The 17,378-nt window shown below is 50.3% G+C and carries 3 protein-coding genes; all 3 read left to right on the top strand.

Translation table 11 applies throughout. The annotated features are described in order from the left end of the window. Nucleotides 1–222 precede the first annotated feature (222 nt). From fabD to J2X14_RS00300, 3 genes are read left to right on the top strand one after another with little or no spacing between them, the layout of a single operon-like run. The gene (fabD, locus tag J2X14_RS00290; RefSeq protein WP_352409233.1) at nucleotides 223–3,240 is read left to right on the top strand and encodes an ACP S-malonyltransferase; all 3,018 of its coding nucleotides are present in this window, start codon (nucleotides 223–225) and stop codon (nucleotides 3,238–3,240) included. After that, nucleotides 3,241–12,828: a non-ribosomal peptide synthetase gene (locus tag J2X14_RS00295; protein ID WP_352409234.1), complete on the top strand. Its 9,588-nt coding sequence runs from the start codon at nucleotides 3,241–3,243 to the stop codon at nucleotides 12,826–12,828. It begins immediately after the preceding gene. After that, complete coding sequence (locus J2X14_RS00300) at nucleotides 12,828–17,354, top strand: beta-ketoacyl synthase N-terminal-like domain-containing protein (protein WP_352409235.1); 4,527 nt, start codon at nucleotides 12,828–12,830, stop codon at nucleotides 17,352–17,354. Before J2X14_RS00295 ends, J2X14_RS00300 begins: the two co-directional genes overlap by 1 nt. The last annotated feature ends 24 nt before the right edge of the window (nucleotides 17,355–17,378 follow it).

Below are 17,378 nucleotides of genomic sequence, written 5' to 3' on the forward strand. Positions count from 1 at the left end.
CGTAATAAAATCCTGCACCACATTATTTAATCTTTATTAAACAATAACATAGCAATAACCCCATGTGAACTATGTGGTTTATCCGCATAAAAAATGGTTTTTTAGTTGAATAAACATATAAGTGTTATTTGTTGTTTGCTGTTGTTTTTACTTTGCCATCAGTGATAGGTTTAAGGCGTTTCGTTGTTTTAATACGCTTTATATTCTCAGGGAGGTGGGGACATGCACGCTTTTGTATTTCCGGGCCAGGGCAGCCAGCGAAAAGGAATGGGGGAGGCGCTGTTTCGTAAATATTCAGAAAAAACTCAGCAAGCTAACCAGATCCTTGGGTATGCGCTCGAGGATATTTGCCTCGCGTCAGATACGGAAAAACTAGACTTTACGCTTTATAGCCAACCCGCCATTTATATCGTTAACGCCCTGAGCTACCTTGATTCCCTTGAGCAAGGTATGCCAATACCTGACTTTTTTGCCGGACATAGCCTGGGCGAATTTAATGCGTTACAGGCGGCAGGCGCTTTTGACTTTGTTACCGGATTAAAACTGGTAAAAAAAAGAGCAGAACTGATGTCTGAATTAACAGGCGGCAGTATGGCCGCTGTGGTTGGCCTTACGCTGAAGGAAATTGAGTCCGTACTCATGGAGAAGGGATTCGAAAATATTGGTGTGGCAAATTATAATACCGCTACGCAGGTTGTGGTATCCGGGCCTGAAAATGAGATAACGCTGCTAAATAACCGACTAAAAAAGGAACCTTCCTTAACACTGTTTCATGTATTGAAAACCAGTGGCGCATTTCATTCAAAATATATGGGCAGGGCAGAGATCGAATTTGCGCAGTTTATTGAAGGGTTTGACTTTAACGTTTTAGCACGGCCGGTTATTTCTAACGTGACGGCGCGCGAGTTCAGCAGCGATATGATTAAAATATTACTGCCACGGCAAATTACCTCTCAGGTTTTATGGTATGACTCTGTGCAATATATGCGCAGCAAAGGCGTCGAAAAGTATCATGAGGCAAGCGGTAGTCATATTTTAACGAATATGATAACTAATATTTATGAGAAGAGCGCGCCAGTAAAGAGAGCCTCGCCTGAGCCGGTTGCTGTGACGTCTCCGCCACAAAAAAAGAATGAGCCCGCTTGCTCTATATTATTAAACCTGGCAGGTAATAACCACATTTTACACGAGGATCGGGTGATTCAATCCTTTTGGGAAAATGATGCGTGGTATACCGTTACCACTCAAGACCTGACGAAAAAAATCGAAAAGTTAGGGCAGCGTCTTGCCGATATTATTCCGGCGCAGCAACGCGCGGTGATATTTTTACCTCAGTGTGCAGGCTATACGCAGGCGTTATTTTCATGCTGGTACGCTAATGTTATCGCTGTTCCAACCCCGGTAACGGATAGCTCACAGATACAGCAGCGATATAAACAGCTGGAAAGTATCGTGCGTGATAGCCAGTGCCAATATTTTATTACCAACGATGATTTTGAACAGGCGATTAAACCGCTTGCCAGAAGTTACGCGATCAAAACGATTAATATTGATCGTCTGCTGGCTCAGCAGTGGGAAGGGGCTGATGCTGCGCCGCGCGCTTTACAGTCCCCGTTGGATAGCGCGATGCTGCTATATACATCCGGCTCGACTGCCGATCCTAAGGGCGTTGTTATTAGCCATCAGGGGCTTTTCCATGCTGCTACTTCACCTTTGTGGGGCTATACTCGTGATAGTCGCGTTCTTTCGTGGTTACCGCAGCATCATGCTTTTGGCCTGCTCTATAGTATCATGGCACCGTTAGCGCAGGGTAGCGCTGCATTTATTTTGCCGACCGAAAGGTTTATCAGCGAGCCGGAGATCTGGTTTCAGCTAATTGATAAGGTAAAGGCCACGCATTCCGGCGTTGCCGGTTTTGCCTTTGAATATATGCTTCAGCAGGCGGATGCCGATACGGTCAGTGGGTATGATCTTTCTTCTCTGCTTTCGCTTTCTTGTGCCGGAGACATTATTTCTCATTCTGCTTATTGCGCCTTTTACCATAAGTTTTCGGCGACCGGTTTAAAGAAAGAAATACTTTCCCCTAATTACGGTATGTCGGAGGCGGCACCGCTAACGCAAAAGCCGCAGAACGAGGCGTTTCGCTCTGTCAGTATTGCACCTGTTAATAGCAGCGAACAAGGCGCAATAACGCTCTCTTCGGCAGATAACAGCAAGATTATTATCAGTTGTGGCGTCGCTGCGCCTGACACCCATATCATGATTGTCGAACCTGAAAAAGGGGCGCTTTGCCCGCCATTGACGCCTGGCGAAATATGGGTAAAAACCCCCTGTCAGGGCGCTGGCTATTTTAATCATCCTGTCGAGTCTGAGGAAATATTCGCTAATTGCCACCCTGTTAGCGGCGAGAAGGGCTATCTGCGTACCGGAGACTGGGGATTTATGCAAGATGGCCATCTTTATGTTATTGGCAGACTGAAAGAAACGCTTGTGGTTAATGGTAAAAAATATCATCCAAAAGATCTGGAAATACTGTTAGGGGAAAATATTGCCGCCTGCGCCTTGCCCAGAACCATTTTCGCAGCTGAAAAGAATGATGAAACTATTATTGTTGTGGTGCAGGAGATAAAAGAGGATGAACATGAAGGTTTTTATCAGGGCGTAGCCAGTGACATAGTTTCGGTACTTTCTCATCACGTTTCACTGCGCGTGGATGATATTATTTTCATTCCTCCCGGTGGCCTGCCTGTTACAGGTAGCAGAAAGGTACAACGAGGCCGCGTACGTGAAAAATATTACCTTGAGCAGTTAGAGGTTGTTTGGCGACGAGAAAAAAATGATCTTTCATCATCCGGCAGCAAGGCGATTTCCGATACGGAAATGCAGGAGATATTACGCGCCATTATTCAGCAAGAAGCAAAATGCGCCAGTAAAAACCTGGCGCCGGAAACCGATTTTTCCAGCCTTGGACTGGATTCCATCGCCTCTATTCGTATCGCCGGAAAAATAAAGCAAACCTTCAATATACCTTCATTTAAAACCGGCGTTCTTTTCACCTGCCGTAATATGTTGCAGCTGATGGATTATATTTCCAGCCATGCGCCGACACGGCAGCCGCGTCATCATTCGGCTCGGTATGCAACCTATCGTGATAGCACGGTGTTACGTTATATCCGCTCATATCAGGAACAAAAGCTTTCATTGAATTATCTGATTGAAAAAATTAAAGAGGGAGTGTAAATGTCAGTCGATAATGCGTTAGAAAAATATGAAAGGGGAGAGATATCTACCGGTGAATTATTATCTTTACTGACAACATTTGCTGATACTCCGCTTTCCGAAATGCAAAAGGGTTTATGGGTCGCTCAAAGAATGGCACCGGAAAGCAGTGGCTATAATGTCCCTCTTTGTATCAGGCTGCAACAGTGTGATCATCATAAACTCAAGGCGGCTTTAACCGCGTTGGTTGAACAGTTCCCTATTCTGAACAGCCGGATAGAAGAAAAAACGCAGGCGCTGTTTCTGGTAAACAGGCAGGAAAAACTGGCCATTAAAGAAACCGACGTAGCCGGACTGCCTGAGCATGAGCGTATTAATCTTATCAGGGAACAGGCGTTACGGTGTTTTGATCTTCAGTCCGAACCGCTTACGCGGCTACAAATTTTCAGCGATGGTGAAGATGTCCATTTATTGATTACGGTTCATCACATTATTGTTGATAGCCACTCTGCGACGTTGCTGATGAGCTATCTGTTACGCTTTTACCATGCCCTGGTAAAGGGTCGTGAGCTTGCCATAGATTATACGCTGGCGCCTTATAGCGATTTTGTGGCAGCAGAAAAGGCGCTGCTGACAGAAGATACGTATCAGGCTGATGATCAATTCTGGCAGGGTAAGTTAAGCAACCTTATGCCGTCAGATAACTTGCCGCAGAACAGCGAGCGGCAGGTGCAACCGACCAGCTCAGGAAAGTTTACCGCCTTCGCACTCTCGACGGATCTCCGTGACGCAATTACGCACTACTGCGCAGAGAACCAGGCGACACCGGCTGCCTTTTATTTAACGGCTTTTGTGGTATTGCTGTTTCGCTATAGCGGGCAAACGGATATGACCACTGGCGTTCCCTTTTCCGTACGCGGGGAAGCAAAGTTTGATAATACGGTTGGTCATTTTATCAATATGCTGCCTATACGTCATCAGCTTAACGGAGAATACACATTCACCGAGACGCTGTTGCAGGTTAATAAGGCGATTTTCCAGGGAATCGATCATGGTAATTTTCCGTTCTCCCATATGGTGAAAAACGTGCAGGGAGAAAGCCGGAATAGCCTGTATCCGCTTTTTTCTGTGACCTTTAATTATCAAAGCACCGCGTTAGCGCAAGGTATTCAGGGTGTTGTTACTGAGTATGCTCAGCACTTTCCCTGTGCATTAATCGATGAAATTTATCAGGTTGGCGAATATCCCCTTAGTCTGGATGTTACGCCGGAGAACCGCTTTGTTATTAAATATGACGCAAACAGATATAACGTCTGTTTTATCGAAAGCATGGCGCGTCATTATCAAAAACTGCTTGAGTCGGTAGTGGCTTCGCCACAAACAGCCTTAGCAGATATTGATTATTTAACGCACGATGAAAAAATACGGTTTTTAGACACGTGGAATCACACAGCCCGAAAATGGCCAGAGAATAAGTCACTTTATGATCTATTTAATGAGCAAGCTAAACATCAGCCGGATGCGCCAGCGATCTGTTTTAAAGATGAAAAGCTTACCTACCGCGCGTTAAACCTGCGCGTGGCCTCGCTGGCCGTTTGCCTGCAACAACAGGGCATTGGCCCGGGTGACAGGGTTGGCATTTATGTTGAACGCAGTGCGGAGATGGTGGTGGCGTTACTGGGCGTGCTTGGTAGTGGAGCAACCTATGTGCCGCTCGACCCGGCGCATCCGGAAGAGCGAGTCTGCTATGTGCTTAATGATGCCGAGTGCCAGGTTATTGTTACGCAACGCAAACTTAAAGCACGCGTAGAGAAAATTTGTTCATCTGATATCATAACAATTTATGTGGAAGAGGCTGCCGTTAATAAAAGTGCGCTGAAAAAATTAAAACGTATCAATCAGCCTTGTTGCTATATCCTTTACACTTCCGGCAGTACCGGAAATCCCAAAGGCGTCATGATCCGCCAGGCCGCCGTCATTAATACGCTGCTGTCGGTGCAGGAGTGGGTGGGCTTTCAGCGCGATCACACTTTATTAGCGCTGACCACCTACTGTTTTGATATTTCTGCGATTGAACTCTTCCTGCCGTTAATTTCTGGTGCCTGCTGCGTAATCGCAGATGATGCCACTACGCGCGATGCGTCGCGGCTGGTGGAAACGATTGCCGAACTGAAGCCAGATTTTGTCCCGGGTACGCCCGCTACTTTCACCCTGATGTTTAAACTTAACTGGAAAAATCAGGAGAAGGTGAAAATCATTTGCGCCGGTGAGCCTATATCGAACTATCTCAAAGAAAAATTTGATCGCTATTCATGCGAGGTATGGAATTTTTATGGCCCTACCGAAACCACTATCTATTCAACCGGCACCAAATTAAAGCCTGGTGTAGCCGTTAATATCGGTAAGCCGATCGCTAATACCCAAGTCTATATATTCGATAACAATCAAAAACCCGTTGCGCAGGGCATCACCGGAGAGCTTTATATCGGCGGTCAGGGCGTTGCGCTCGGTTACTGGAAAAGAGATGACCTGACGCAGGCGAAGTTTATCGATCACCCTTTTGCTGAAGGGGAGCGTTTGTATCGCACGGGCGACAGGGTTCGCTGGCTGGCGACAGGTGAGCTTGATTTGATTGGACGCGCGGATAATCAGGTAAAAATTCGTGGCTATCGTGTGGAATTAGGGGAAATTGAGTCCCGGCTCAGTCAGCATCCCGATGTGGAAAATTGTGTTGTGCTGTGCCGACACGATGGCGCAGCCGCAACGCTGGCCGCTTTTTATATTGCTAAAGGCCAAAAGCCAACGGTACCAAGCCTGAGAGAATATCTAAATCGTCATCTGCCAGCTTACATGATCCCCGACGCCTGGCATGAAATAGCGGATTTTCCTCTCACGCCGAACGGTAAAGTTGACCGTCAGGCGCTCGCCCGACAAGCGGACAAACGCGCACATGGCGTAACGCCAGTTTCCTCTCCTGCTACCAGCCCTGATTTCTCAGGGCCGCTGCGTACGTTGTTCGCTGAGGTTTTAGGCTATAGCGGTTTTTCCAGCCAGGCGGCCTTTTTTGATATTGGCGGGGATTCGTTTAAAGCGGTGGAACTTATCTCACGGTTGAATAAACGCTTTAATCTCAACGAAAAAGTGACGCTGATTTTTCAATATCCCAGCGTTGAAACGCTGAGCCGCTATTTACGTAGCGATCATCCTGATATGGCTTGCCACCATGAGCAGGACAGTATGCCTACGCCCGGCCGCACGCCAGAACTGGCGGCCGATTGCTCAGACCAACAAGCGCGTTACAGCGGGTGTTTCGCCATTGTGGGTTTGTCCTGTCGGGTTCCAGGCGCGCAGGATCACCGTGAGTTCTGGGAGAATATTTGCGCAGGCAAAGAGAGCATTGAACTCCTGACCAGTGAACAGCTACGGCAATATGGCATCACGGAAGCTATGATGGCCGATCCGAACTTTATCGCCCAGCGGGCGACGATTCAGGATAAAGATCGCTTTGATGCCGCTTTTTTCCATCTCTCGCCGCGTGATGCGGAGGTAATGGATCCTCAGGCCAGGCTACTGCTGCAACAGAGCTGGCTGGCGATTGAAGATGCGGGTTACAATCCGCACGACATCCCTGATACGGCAGTTTATGCCTCAGCCAGTAATAATTTCTATCAGGCGCTGTGGTCACAGTTTGTCACTAATATGACGCAGCAGCGCCTGTTACAGGATACCGAAGAATATAACGCCTGGATCTTTGCGCAGGGCGGCACCATTCCCGGTCTGATATCACATCGTATGGGCTTTACCGGCCCCAGTATGTTCGTCAATACCAACTGTTCATCTTCGCTTTCTGCCAGCTATTTAGCCTGCCAGAGCCTGGCGGCCGGTGATTGCGATTTTGCGTTGGTGGGGGCGGCTTCGCTGCTGCCTGCGACTACGCTTGGCTACGTTTATCAACCCGGCCTCAACTTCTCGGCCGACGGACACTGCAAAGCTTTTGCTGATAACGCTGACGGCATGACCGGCGGTGAAGGCGTGGCGGCGGTTTTACTGCGCCGAGCAGAGGATGCCCTTCGCGATGGTGATAATATCTACGCCATGATCCGCGCGATCGCCGTTAATAATGATGGCGCTGATAAAGTGGGCTTCTACGCGCCCGGTATAAACGGCCAGCGGAGCGCCATTCAACAGGCGATCCGTAAGGCGAAGATCAACCCGGAAGATATCCGTTTCGTTGAAGCGCATGGGACGGGGACGCGCCTTGGCGATCCGATTGAAGTGGCTGCGCTTACCGCCGCCTGGCGTGACTATACTTCCGCCACGCGATATTGTGCGATTGGCTCGGTGAAAACCAATGTGGGCCATCTGGATACCGCCGCCGGGCTGGTGGGATTAATTAAGAGTGCGCTGGCGCTTAAGCATGGGGTTTTACCGCCCAGCCTTAATATCGAGAGTGAAAACCGCGATATTGATTTCAGCAATTCGCCTTTCTATGTCGCTAAACGTAAAGAAACGCTGATCAAAAATGCGCAACAGCCTTTGCTGGCGGCAATCAGTGCTTTTGGCATTGGCGGCAGCAACGTCCATGCTATTTTGCAGCAGGCAGAGCGTTTGACCCCGCCAGCTACACCATCGACGCCAGCAGGCTATTTGTTTGTGCTGTCTGCTCAGAATCAAGAGCGGTTACAGCAGTTGGCGCGTAATATGGCCGATTTTCTGCGTCGCTATCCTGAGGTGTCATTGCCAGACATGGCCTATACCCTGCAATGCGGTAGAAAAGCGATGCCCTGCCGGTTGGCGATGGTCGTTAGCGATATCAATAACCTTAGCGCTAAGCTGTCAGCTTATTTGTCCGGCGATCAACACGATCAGACCATCCTGAGCGGCACAATTAAAACCGTCAGCGATAGCGTGCTGGGTCTGTTTATGAGCGCCGGGGATATCCAGCAGCGGCTGTCGCAGTGGAAAGCGGCTGGCGAGCCTGGCAAGATCGCCCACGCTTGGGTAGAAGGCGTGGATATTGACTGGCGGGCACTAAACGCCGGGGAGCAATATCAACGTATTAGCTTGCCGGGATACGCTTTTGCGCAGCAGCGCTTTTGGCTTGATGCCGACGCCGCGCCACCGCAAAGCCCATTAGCCGCTGCGCCACCCCGCCCCGAACCCGCCGTGACGCCGACGGCGACCGGTTCGCCGCATCAGGTTGCAGCCATTATTCGCCACGCGCTTTGTCAGCTGCTTAAGCTTGATGCCACGCAACTGGATGATGATGTCTCCTTTTCCGATTACGGCCTTAACTCATTAAGCGCGGTAAAACTGATTTCGCAGATCAATGCCGCCATGCAGTTGGCGATCGATGTTACCCGTATATTTGACTATCCCACCGTAAGACGTTTGGCGGAGTATATTGTCCAGACCAGCGGGGCACCGCTGGCGACGCCTTTGCCGACGCCGGAAAATAAACATGAGGCATCGCCGATACTGCCTGCCACTCAGATAGCGGAACGGCCAATGACGACCGCACCGCCATTACCCACAGCGCAGGAACCGGTCGCCGTAATTGGTATGGCTGGGCGTTTTCCGCAGTCCGATGATATTGAGAGCTTTTGGCAACATATTGCTAATGGCGATGATTTAGTTGAGACCGTCAAACGTTGGGATCTCAGCGCGCTAAATGTGCAGTGCAATCAGGGCAGCTTTATTAACGATCCCGGCGGGTTTGATCCGCTTTTTTTCAATATTTCCGGCATCGAAGCGCTGAACATGGAGCCGCAGCAGCGCATTTTCCTTGAGGTGGCCTGGCATGCGCTGGAAGATGCCGGTCATGCAGGCGCTAAGCTGAATACGCAGCGCTGCGGCGTCTATGTGGGCTGCGCGGCGGGCGATTACCTTAACCTTAATAGTGAAAACCCCTATCCGGCACAGGCGCTGTGGGGCAACATGAGCGCTGTGGTGCCTGCGCGGGTAGCCTATTTTCTTAACCTCAAGGGGCCTGCGGTGGCGATTGATACCGCCTGCTCCAGTTCTCTGGTCGCTGTGGATCATGCCTGTAAAGCGCTCTGGAATGGCGATGTTGACGTTGCGCTTGCCGGTGGTATTTATCTTCAATGCTCGCCGCGTCTCTACCAGGCAGGTTCTAACGCGGGGATGCTGTCGCCCAGCGGTCGTTGTAAAACGTTTGATGAGCAGGCAGATGGCTTTGTGCCCGCAGAAGGGGCGGCGGCGCTGGTGCTGAAAAAGCTGTCGCAGGCGCAGGCTGACGGCGATCGTATTTATGGCGTTATTCGCGGCGTGGGGGTGAACCAGGATGGCGCCAGCAATGGCATTAGCGCGCCCAGCGCCAATTCGCAGTATGCGTTATTGCAGGAGATTTATAACAAATATGAGATTGATGTTGAAGCTATCCAGCTGGTAGAGGCGCATGGCACCGGCACCCCTCTGGGGGATCCAATCGAATATCAGGCGCTGCTGAAAGCCTTTGCAGAAAAAACAGGCAAAACAGGCTACTGCGCCCTGGGTTCGAGTAAATCCAATATGGGTCATGCACAGATGGCGGCGGGGGTGATCGGCATGGTTAAGGTGCTCATGGCGATGAAATATCAGCAGCTTCCCCCTACGATCCATTGCCAGCAGACCAATAGCAAAATCGTGCTGGAAGGCAGTCCCTTTTATATTAACAAGACGCTGCGCGCCTGGCCGGTCGCCGCAGGGCAGCGCCGTTGCGCCGTTGTCAGCTCTTTTGGCGTAGGGGGGACCAACGCGCATGTGGTGCTGGAGGATGTCGCGTCGCCAGTGACGGTCTCTTCACCGCCACAGGGGCACTGTCTGCTTGTTTCGGCCCGCAGCCCTGAACAGCTACGCCAGCAGATAGTGCAGCTGCGCGATCATTTGACGCGCCACGCGACCCTTAATCTCAGGGATGTCGCCTATACCTTATGGGCCGGACGGCGGCATTTTACTCAGCGCGCTTTTCTGGTGGCGGATTCGATCGCTACGGCGGTTGAAGCGTTGGCGTGCTGGCTGGAACAGCCGCAGGAAATACCGGCAGCCTTCAGCACGCTGGCGCAGGATTATCTGCAGGGCAAGGCGATCGATTTGAGCGCGCATTTTGCTTCCAGCCCTGCTTATCACGTTTCATTGCCGCTCTATCCGTTTACCCATGAGCATTACTGGCTGGATGAGCAAAACAGCGCGCTCTTTTACACCGGCGCGCCTGGCCCGGCATCAGGTAGCCTGCCTGAGCTTAAGGTCTGTAGCAGCCTCGCTGAGCCGGGCGGAGCCTGCTATGCGCTGACCTTAACCGGCAAAGAGTTTTTCCTGAAAGATCATCTGGTGCAGGGAAAATCGATCCTGCCCGGCTCAGTCTATTTCGAACTGGCGCGCAAGGCGTTTCACGCCTGCGGCACGGAAGATACCGGCTCGCTTGCGCTGCAAAACGTCACTTTTCTGGCACCGTTACAGCAACGCAACGATGCCATCACGGTAATGATTACTATCGGCGCGCCAGGCAAAGAGAAGCGACGCAGTTTCGAAATATTTACTGACGAAGACGAAAAGCGCACGACGCACTGCCGTGGCGAAATTAGCGTGCATTGTGCTACGCCGGAAGCGATTGATATCGTCGCGATACAACAGCGCGCCCGTCCAGGCCATGAAGAACAGATGCGGTTTTATCAGGAATTCGCCCAACTGGGGATCGATTATGGTCCCGCTTTCCGGGGCGTAGTGCGGGCCTGGAAACAGCCGGGCGCGGCGCTGGTACAACTCGTATTACCTGAAACAGTGCGTAATACGCTACAGGATTTCCAGCTTCATCCTGTCCTGGCGGATTGCGCTATGCAGAGTATGAAATGTCTGGTTACGCCGGGCGAGCCGGAGCAGTCGCAGCTTTTGTTCGCTATCAACGAGCTGAGGCTTTGCCAGCCCTGCGAAGCGGAAATGTGGGTCTGGATACGCTACGGTAAAAATAAAAACGGCGAATTTATCCGCACAAAATATGATGCCGATCTGCTTAATCGTCAGGGGGAGGTATGCGCCCGTTTTAGTGGCATTACCACGCGAACAATAGCGCCGGTGGCGCAATCGCCCGCTTATCCGCCAGTCTGCTTGTTGCCCGCCTGTGAGCGCCTGGATGTCCCGCTCGATAACAGCGGCAGCAAAACGCAGGGAAAAACGCTTTTTCTTGGCAACGACAGCGCTACGCTTGAACACTTAGCCAGTGAAATGCGCGAGGCGGAAATCTGTCCGCTCTCGGCGGGTGAAACGAGCGATCATCTTGCCGCACGCTTTGCCGCGATGGATACCTTCAGCCATGTTGTCTGGATTGCACCGGCGCCAGGCGCGGTAGGCAGCGGCGAGCAGATGATTGAACAGCAGGATTCAGGTATCTACAACCTGTTTGCTATCTATAAATCGTTACTGGCCTGTGGCTATGCACAACGCCCGCTTAGCTGGACGGTGATATTGCAGGGGACCCACGCTTTATTTGCTGGCGATAATGCCGATCCGACGCATGCTGGCGTCAGCGGCTTTATCGGCTCGTTGGCAAAAGAGGTACCGGAATGGCAGATACGCTGTGTCGATGTGGACTGTCTCAATGCGGATATGTTTAATGCAACGCTTCAACTGCCTCCCGATCGCTTAGGCAATACGCTGCTACTGCGGCGAGGCGCATGGTATCAGCAGACGCTGATTCCCTTATCCGGCGAGCTAACGCCAGCTGCCGAACGCCCGCTGCGTCAGTCAGGTGTGGTGGTTATTGCGGGTGGCGCTGGTGGGTTGGGATCGGCGTTAAGTGAAATGCTCATCAGGCAGTTTGACGCGCAGGTAATCTGGTTAGGACGAAGGGCGATCGACGCGCGCATTCAGCGAAAAATTCAGCAGCAGGCTAAGTGGGGCAAAGCGCCTCATTATGTGCAGGTTGATGTCATGGACAGCGTCGCGCTAAAAGCGGCGTGTGCCAACATCACAGCGCAATTTGGTCCGGTAAATGGGGTGGTGCAGTCAGCGATGGTATTGAGCCCCGCCTCGCTGGATAAAATGACGCGTCAGCAGTTTAACGCGGCCTGGCAGGCGAAGATGGATGTCAGCGTCCGGCTGGTAGAAGCGTTTGCGAACCCTGCGCTGGAGCTGGTGCTGTTTTTATCAACTATCAATAGCTACATGAAAGCGATGGGGCAAAGTAATTACAGCGCCGGTTGCACCTTCAAAGATGCCCTGGCAGGTTATCTGGCTAAAACCAGACCTTATAATGTGAAAGTGATTAATCTGGGATATTGCTTTAATAATATCGAAGATGATGAGGGCAATGTTGATACAGCCCAGCTGATGCATTTTATTGAGCGCGATGAATTCCAGCAGATCCTTAACGCGTTTATCTGTAGCGGAATTAACCAGATGAGCGTTATGAAATTTTCGCCTAAATGGAGTACGTTGGGCATGTTATTTGCGAAAGAGACCTTTCTTCATGCGCAGAAAACGCTACCTTCTTTTATAAGCCATCTGGCGCAACCGGCCGCTAATTTTGATATCGCCCGACATGATGTTGAAGTGAATAATGCGCTTGATGCGCAAAATGCATTAATCATTACTAACCAGGAGGAGGCGCTCTGATGAAAAAGCTATTAACTGACATCGTCTGGTTGGAATTAAAATCGATGGGCATGTTTCAGCGCGCGCAGCAGCCGGTTGAGCAGATGATCGCTGAAGCGGGCATTATCCCGCTTTATCAACGCTGGGTAAAAGAGTGGCTAAGATTATTCCAGCTGGAGGGCTACATTAATCTTAAGCAAGCGCAGGTTAACCTGTTAAATCCTCCCACTATCTTGCCGCAAGAAATAGAACATCGTTGGGCGCATGAAAAAAGGCGGTGGGAGCGTAACCGCTGCCTGAAAGCGCAAATTACAGTGCTGAGTAGCGTTATCAACGTGCTGCCTGACATTCTGACCGGAAGAGTATTGGCTACAGAGATACTTTTCCCTGACTCATCGCTGGCGCTGGTAGAAGAGATTTATAAAACCAGCCCTGTGGCTAATTATTTTAACCAAACGCTGACTGATAGCGTAATGGAATATATCTCCTGGCGCATCAGCAATGAGCCAAACCCGCAGATACGCATTATCGAAATCGGGGCCGGAACAGGGGCGACCAGCGCGTTACTGTTTAATAAACTGGCTAATTATGGCGCTGCGATAAAAGAGTATTGTTACACCGATATCTCAAACGCTTTCTTGAACCATGCGGAAAAAAGTTATGCGATGCAAAATCCCTGGCTGACAACCAGGATCTTAAATATTGAGAAAAATATCGAATCGCAGGGGTTTACTCCAGGCGAGTTTGATATTGTCATTGCGGCGAATGTGTTACACGCCACAAAAAATATGCGTCATACCATGCGAAATGTAAAAGCGCTGCTTAAACAGAATGGTTTGATTTTTCTCAATGAGTTTTGCCTGAATAATCTTTTTAGTCATATGACTTTCGGCATGCTGGAAGGGTGGTGGTATTACGACGATGAATATCTTAGGATCCCTGGCAGTCCAGGGCTCAATGAAGCCAACTGGAAATATGTGCTGGAAGCGGAAGGATTTCGCTCGGTTTCCTTTATGGTGGATAAGGCGCAGTCATTTGAACAACAGATTATTATTGCCGAAAGCGATGGGCTGATCAGACAGGCAGCTCCGGTAATCAGCGAACCGTCAGCCGCCAGGGCGACAGGCACAATCGCGCAGGATAAGTCTCCGCGTTCTGATGCGATTTATACGGTGGTAACCGACGAGCTTTCTCGCTCGCTGCGTATCGATAAAAACAAAATTATGATCGACGAGCCCTTTTCATCCTATGGCGTTGATTCCATTTTGGCCGTCAGCATTATCAAAATCATTAATGAACAGCTGGGGATCGAGCTTGACGTCACCGCCATGTTTGAACATACCACGGTAGAGCAGTTAAGCGCGCATATGCTAACAACATTCCCGGCGGAGTTGCAGAGATTAACCACGGCAAATGAAAACGCCGTGGAACCGCCCTCTACAGCGGATCCAGCTGATGCGTGTAATAACATCGCGGCAGCGGATGAAGCGGATGCGCGCAATAACATCGCGGCAGCAGGTGAGGCAGATGCGCTAATCGTTAACGCTCCGTCTTCAGCGGGTGAGGCGGATACGCTAATCGTTAACGCTCCGTCTTTTGCGGATGATATTGCCATCATTGGCATAGACGGACAGTTCGCCGCAGCAGAAAATCCGCAACGGCTCTGGCAAAACCTTGAGGCCGGTCACTGTGCTATTAGCTCTTTACCCACGGAGCGTCGTGAATGGTCTTTGCATCAGCGAAAGGTAACGGGAAGTTTTCTCCAGCATGTTCATACTTTCGATCCCGCCTTTTTTGCTATTCCGCTCGCAGAAGCGAAGCTTATGCCACCTGAGCAACGTCTGCTATTAATGTCCGTCTGGAATGCGGTAGAGCAGGCTGGCTATGCGATGAAAACGCTTTCCGCTGATATCACCGGCGTATTTGTTGCGGCCGGGCCGGGTGAATACCATCATATCGTTAAGTCGCGAGGAAGCGCGGATGGCCTGATAAATATTCCTGGTCAGGCGATGACGCCAAACCGCATTTCTTACCACTTTAATCTGCGTGGGCCGAGTGAATATTTTGATACCACCTGTTCATCTGCGCTGGTGGCGCTTCAGCATGCGGTTGAGTCATTACGCAAAGGAGAGTGCCATTATGCCATCGTCGCTGGCATTAACCTGATTATGTCGCCTGAAGGGTTTGATAATCTGGATGCAGTCGGGATGTTAAGCCAGGCGGGTAAGGTAATGCCTTTTCAGCAAAATGCGACAGGCACCCTGCGTGGCGAAGGGGTGGGGGCCGTATTGCTCAAATCTCTCCAGGCGGCTATAGCGGATAAGGATAATATTCAGGCGGTGATTAAAGGCGTCGGCGTCGCGCATGGTGGTAAGGGTGTTTCTCTGACCGCACCTAATATTCAGGGGATGAAATCGGCGATACAAAAAGCGCTGGAAAACGGGCGAGTTAGTGCCGCTTCAGTCTCTTATGTTGAGGCGCATGGCATGGCATCGACGCTGGCAGATAGCGCGGAAATAGCCGCACTAAAAAGCCGATATGACGAAGGGTTATCTACACCGCTTTATATCACCTCGCTAAAGCCTTGCCTTGGTCATACGGAGGTCGTTTCCGGACTGGCGGCCCTCTTCAGAACCATTATGGCCATGAAGCACCAAACTATTCCCGCTATCAGCGGCTTTACTCAGCTTAACGAACAGATTTCTTTACAGGGAACGCGTCTTGTCATGGCGGATAAAAGTGTGCCATGGCGAAGGGATGAAAACACAGGCGCTCTGGCTTCGCCCAGACGGGCGGCGATTAACAGTTTTGGTATCAGCGGCATCAATGCGCATTTGATTCTTGAAGAAGCGCCCGCGCGTAACAATTCAGCGGCAGCGGATAAAGATGAAATCATTATACTTTCTGCGCGCACTCAAGCCCAACTGCGGCAACGCATTGTTTCATTAAGGGATTTTTGCCAGCACCATCCACACGCTTGTTTAGCGGATATCGCGGGCACGCTACAGTTTGGTCGTACCATGATGCCTGTCCGCTTTGCGCTTATCGTCTCCTCGCTGAGCGATTTAATTGAGCAGCTTACCCGCTATCTGGCGCAGGAAAAGGATGAAAGCCAGGCAAGTTACAGCCATAGCGAAAAAAACAGCGCGTTGGCAGCGCTTTTTTCTGGCGAGGCGGGGGCAGAAATACTCAATACGCTGTTGCTACAAAATCGGCTTGAGGAGATCTTAAACTACTGGTGTGCTGGCGCTTCAGTTAACTGGCACCTTTTAAATAACCATGATTATTGTAAAGTGCCTCTGCCGGGCTACCCATTTGAGCAGATAGATTGTTGGATTGATGAGATACCCGGCAGCGAGCAGCAATGGTGTGACGAGTCGGCGCAAAATACCATAAACAAGGGGGCGTTAAACTGGCTGATAAATCAGCTGGGCGTAAGCCGCGAGGCGCTGGATTTCAGTAAATCGTTAGCAGATTATGGCGTTAACTCACTGATGTTCATGGTTATCTGCAAGCAGCTCAGCAAATTCGCCGTGGTGAACGAAACGCTTCAGTTAAAAATAGATATGCCGCTGCGTGACCTGATATCTCAGCTGCGACCGCATGATGCGGTCACCTCAGACCCCGCGCGTTTTCCGGAATTAATCCACCTCAATGGGATTCAGCAGGGGACGCCAATATTTTGGATTCATGGAGCGCTTGGCAGCGTTGAGGCCTATCAGTTTTTGGCCGCCCGTTGCGCGCGTCCGTTTTATGGTATTGAAGCACGCGGCGCAATGACCGAGAGCGAACCGCTTGAAGGCATTGAGGCCATTGCTGATTACTATCTACAAATCATTAAAACGGTTCAGCCTGTGGGCCCTTATGATATTGGCGGATACTGCCTGGGCGGCATTATCGCCTATGAAATAAGCCGTAAGCTTCAGATGAACAATGAACAGGTAAATTCGCTGGTTTTGATCGATTCTCCCGATAACCAGGGGTTTAATAAAGCCGCGAGATCGGCCAATATTCCCCTGAAAAATGCGGCGCTACAGGTCGCGAATACTTTGCTGTGGCCAGGTAACGTCACTGAAATTTCGCAAATCCCGCAGCGAATGATCCATCAGGATGAGGTTGATGAGTCGCTAAGTGATGAAGATTTTATTATCGACTTAGGCAATAAGGTTAATGAAAAAGGGGCAAATATTGACCCGGTTAACGCCTGCGCGTTTATCCGCCGTAATATAAAAGTGCAAGTTGCCTATCAGCTGAATGCCTATAAAATCCAGCCGTTACCTGCGCCTGAAGAAATAAAATCACTCTATTTTCGCAATAAAAATGGTTATTTCCTTGGGGCGTTAAAAAATAACTTTCAAACCCGATCAACCATTTTTGACCTGGACCAGGTTAATTACTGGCAGGAGTGGCAACAGGCGATGCCGGGTTTACACGTTATTGATCTTAATGTGGCTAATCACATGACAATGTTGTTTGAAGCCGAGGCAAAAGAGGTGGTACAGCGCTACTGTCAGGAGATTTATACCACGGAAGAGGTCATGGGGTAGCCGGTTAAGCCACAGATTGAGCGT

The organism is Mixta sp. BE291 (assembly GCF_031457955.1).
Lineage (GTDB): Bacteria > Pseudomonadota > Gammaproteobacteria > Enterobacterales > Enterobacteriaceae > Mixta.

Coding starts and splice junctions, on each gene's coding strand:
- fabD (WP_352409233.1), top strand. CDS start 223: ATGCACGCTTTTGTATTTCCGGGCCAGGGCAGCCAGCGAAAAGGAATG.
- J2X14_RS00300 (WP_352409235.1), top strand. CDS start 12,828: ATGAAAAAGCTATTAACTGACATCGTCTGGTTGGAATTAAAATCGATG.
- J2X14_RS00295 (WP_352409234.1), top strand. CDS start 3,241: ATGTCAGTCGATAATGCGTTAGAAAAATATGAAAGGGGAGAGATATCT.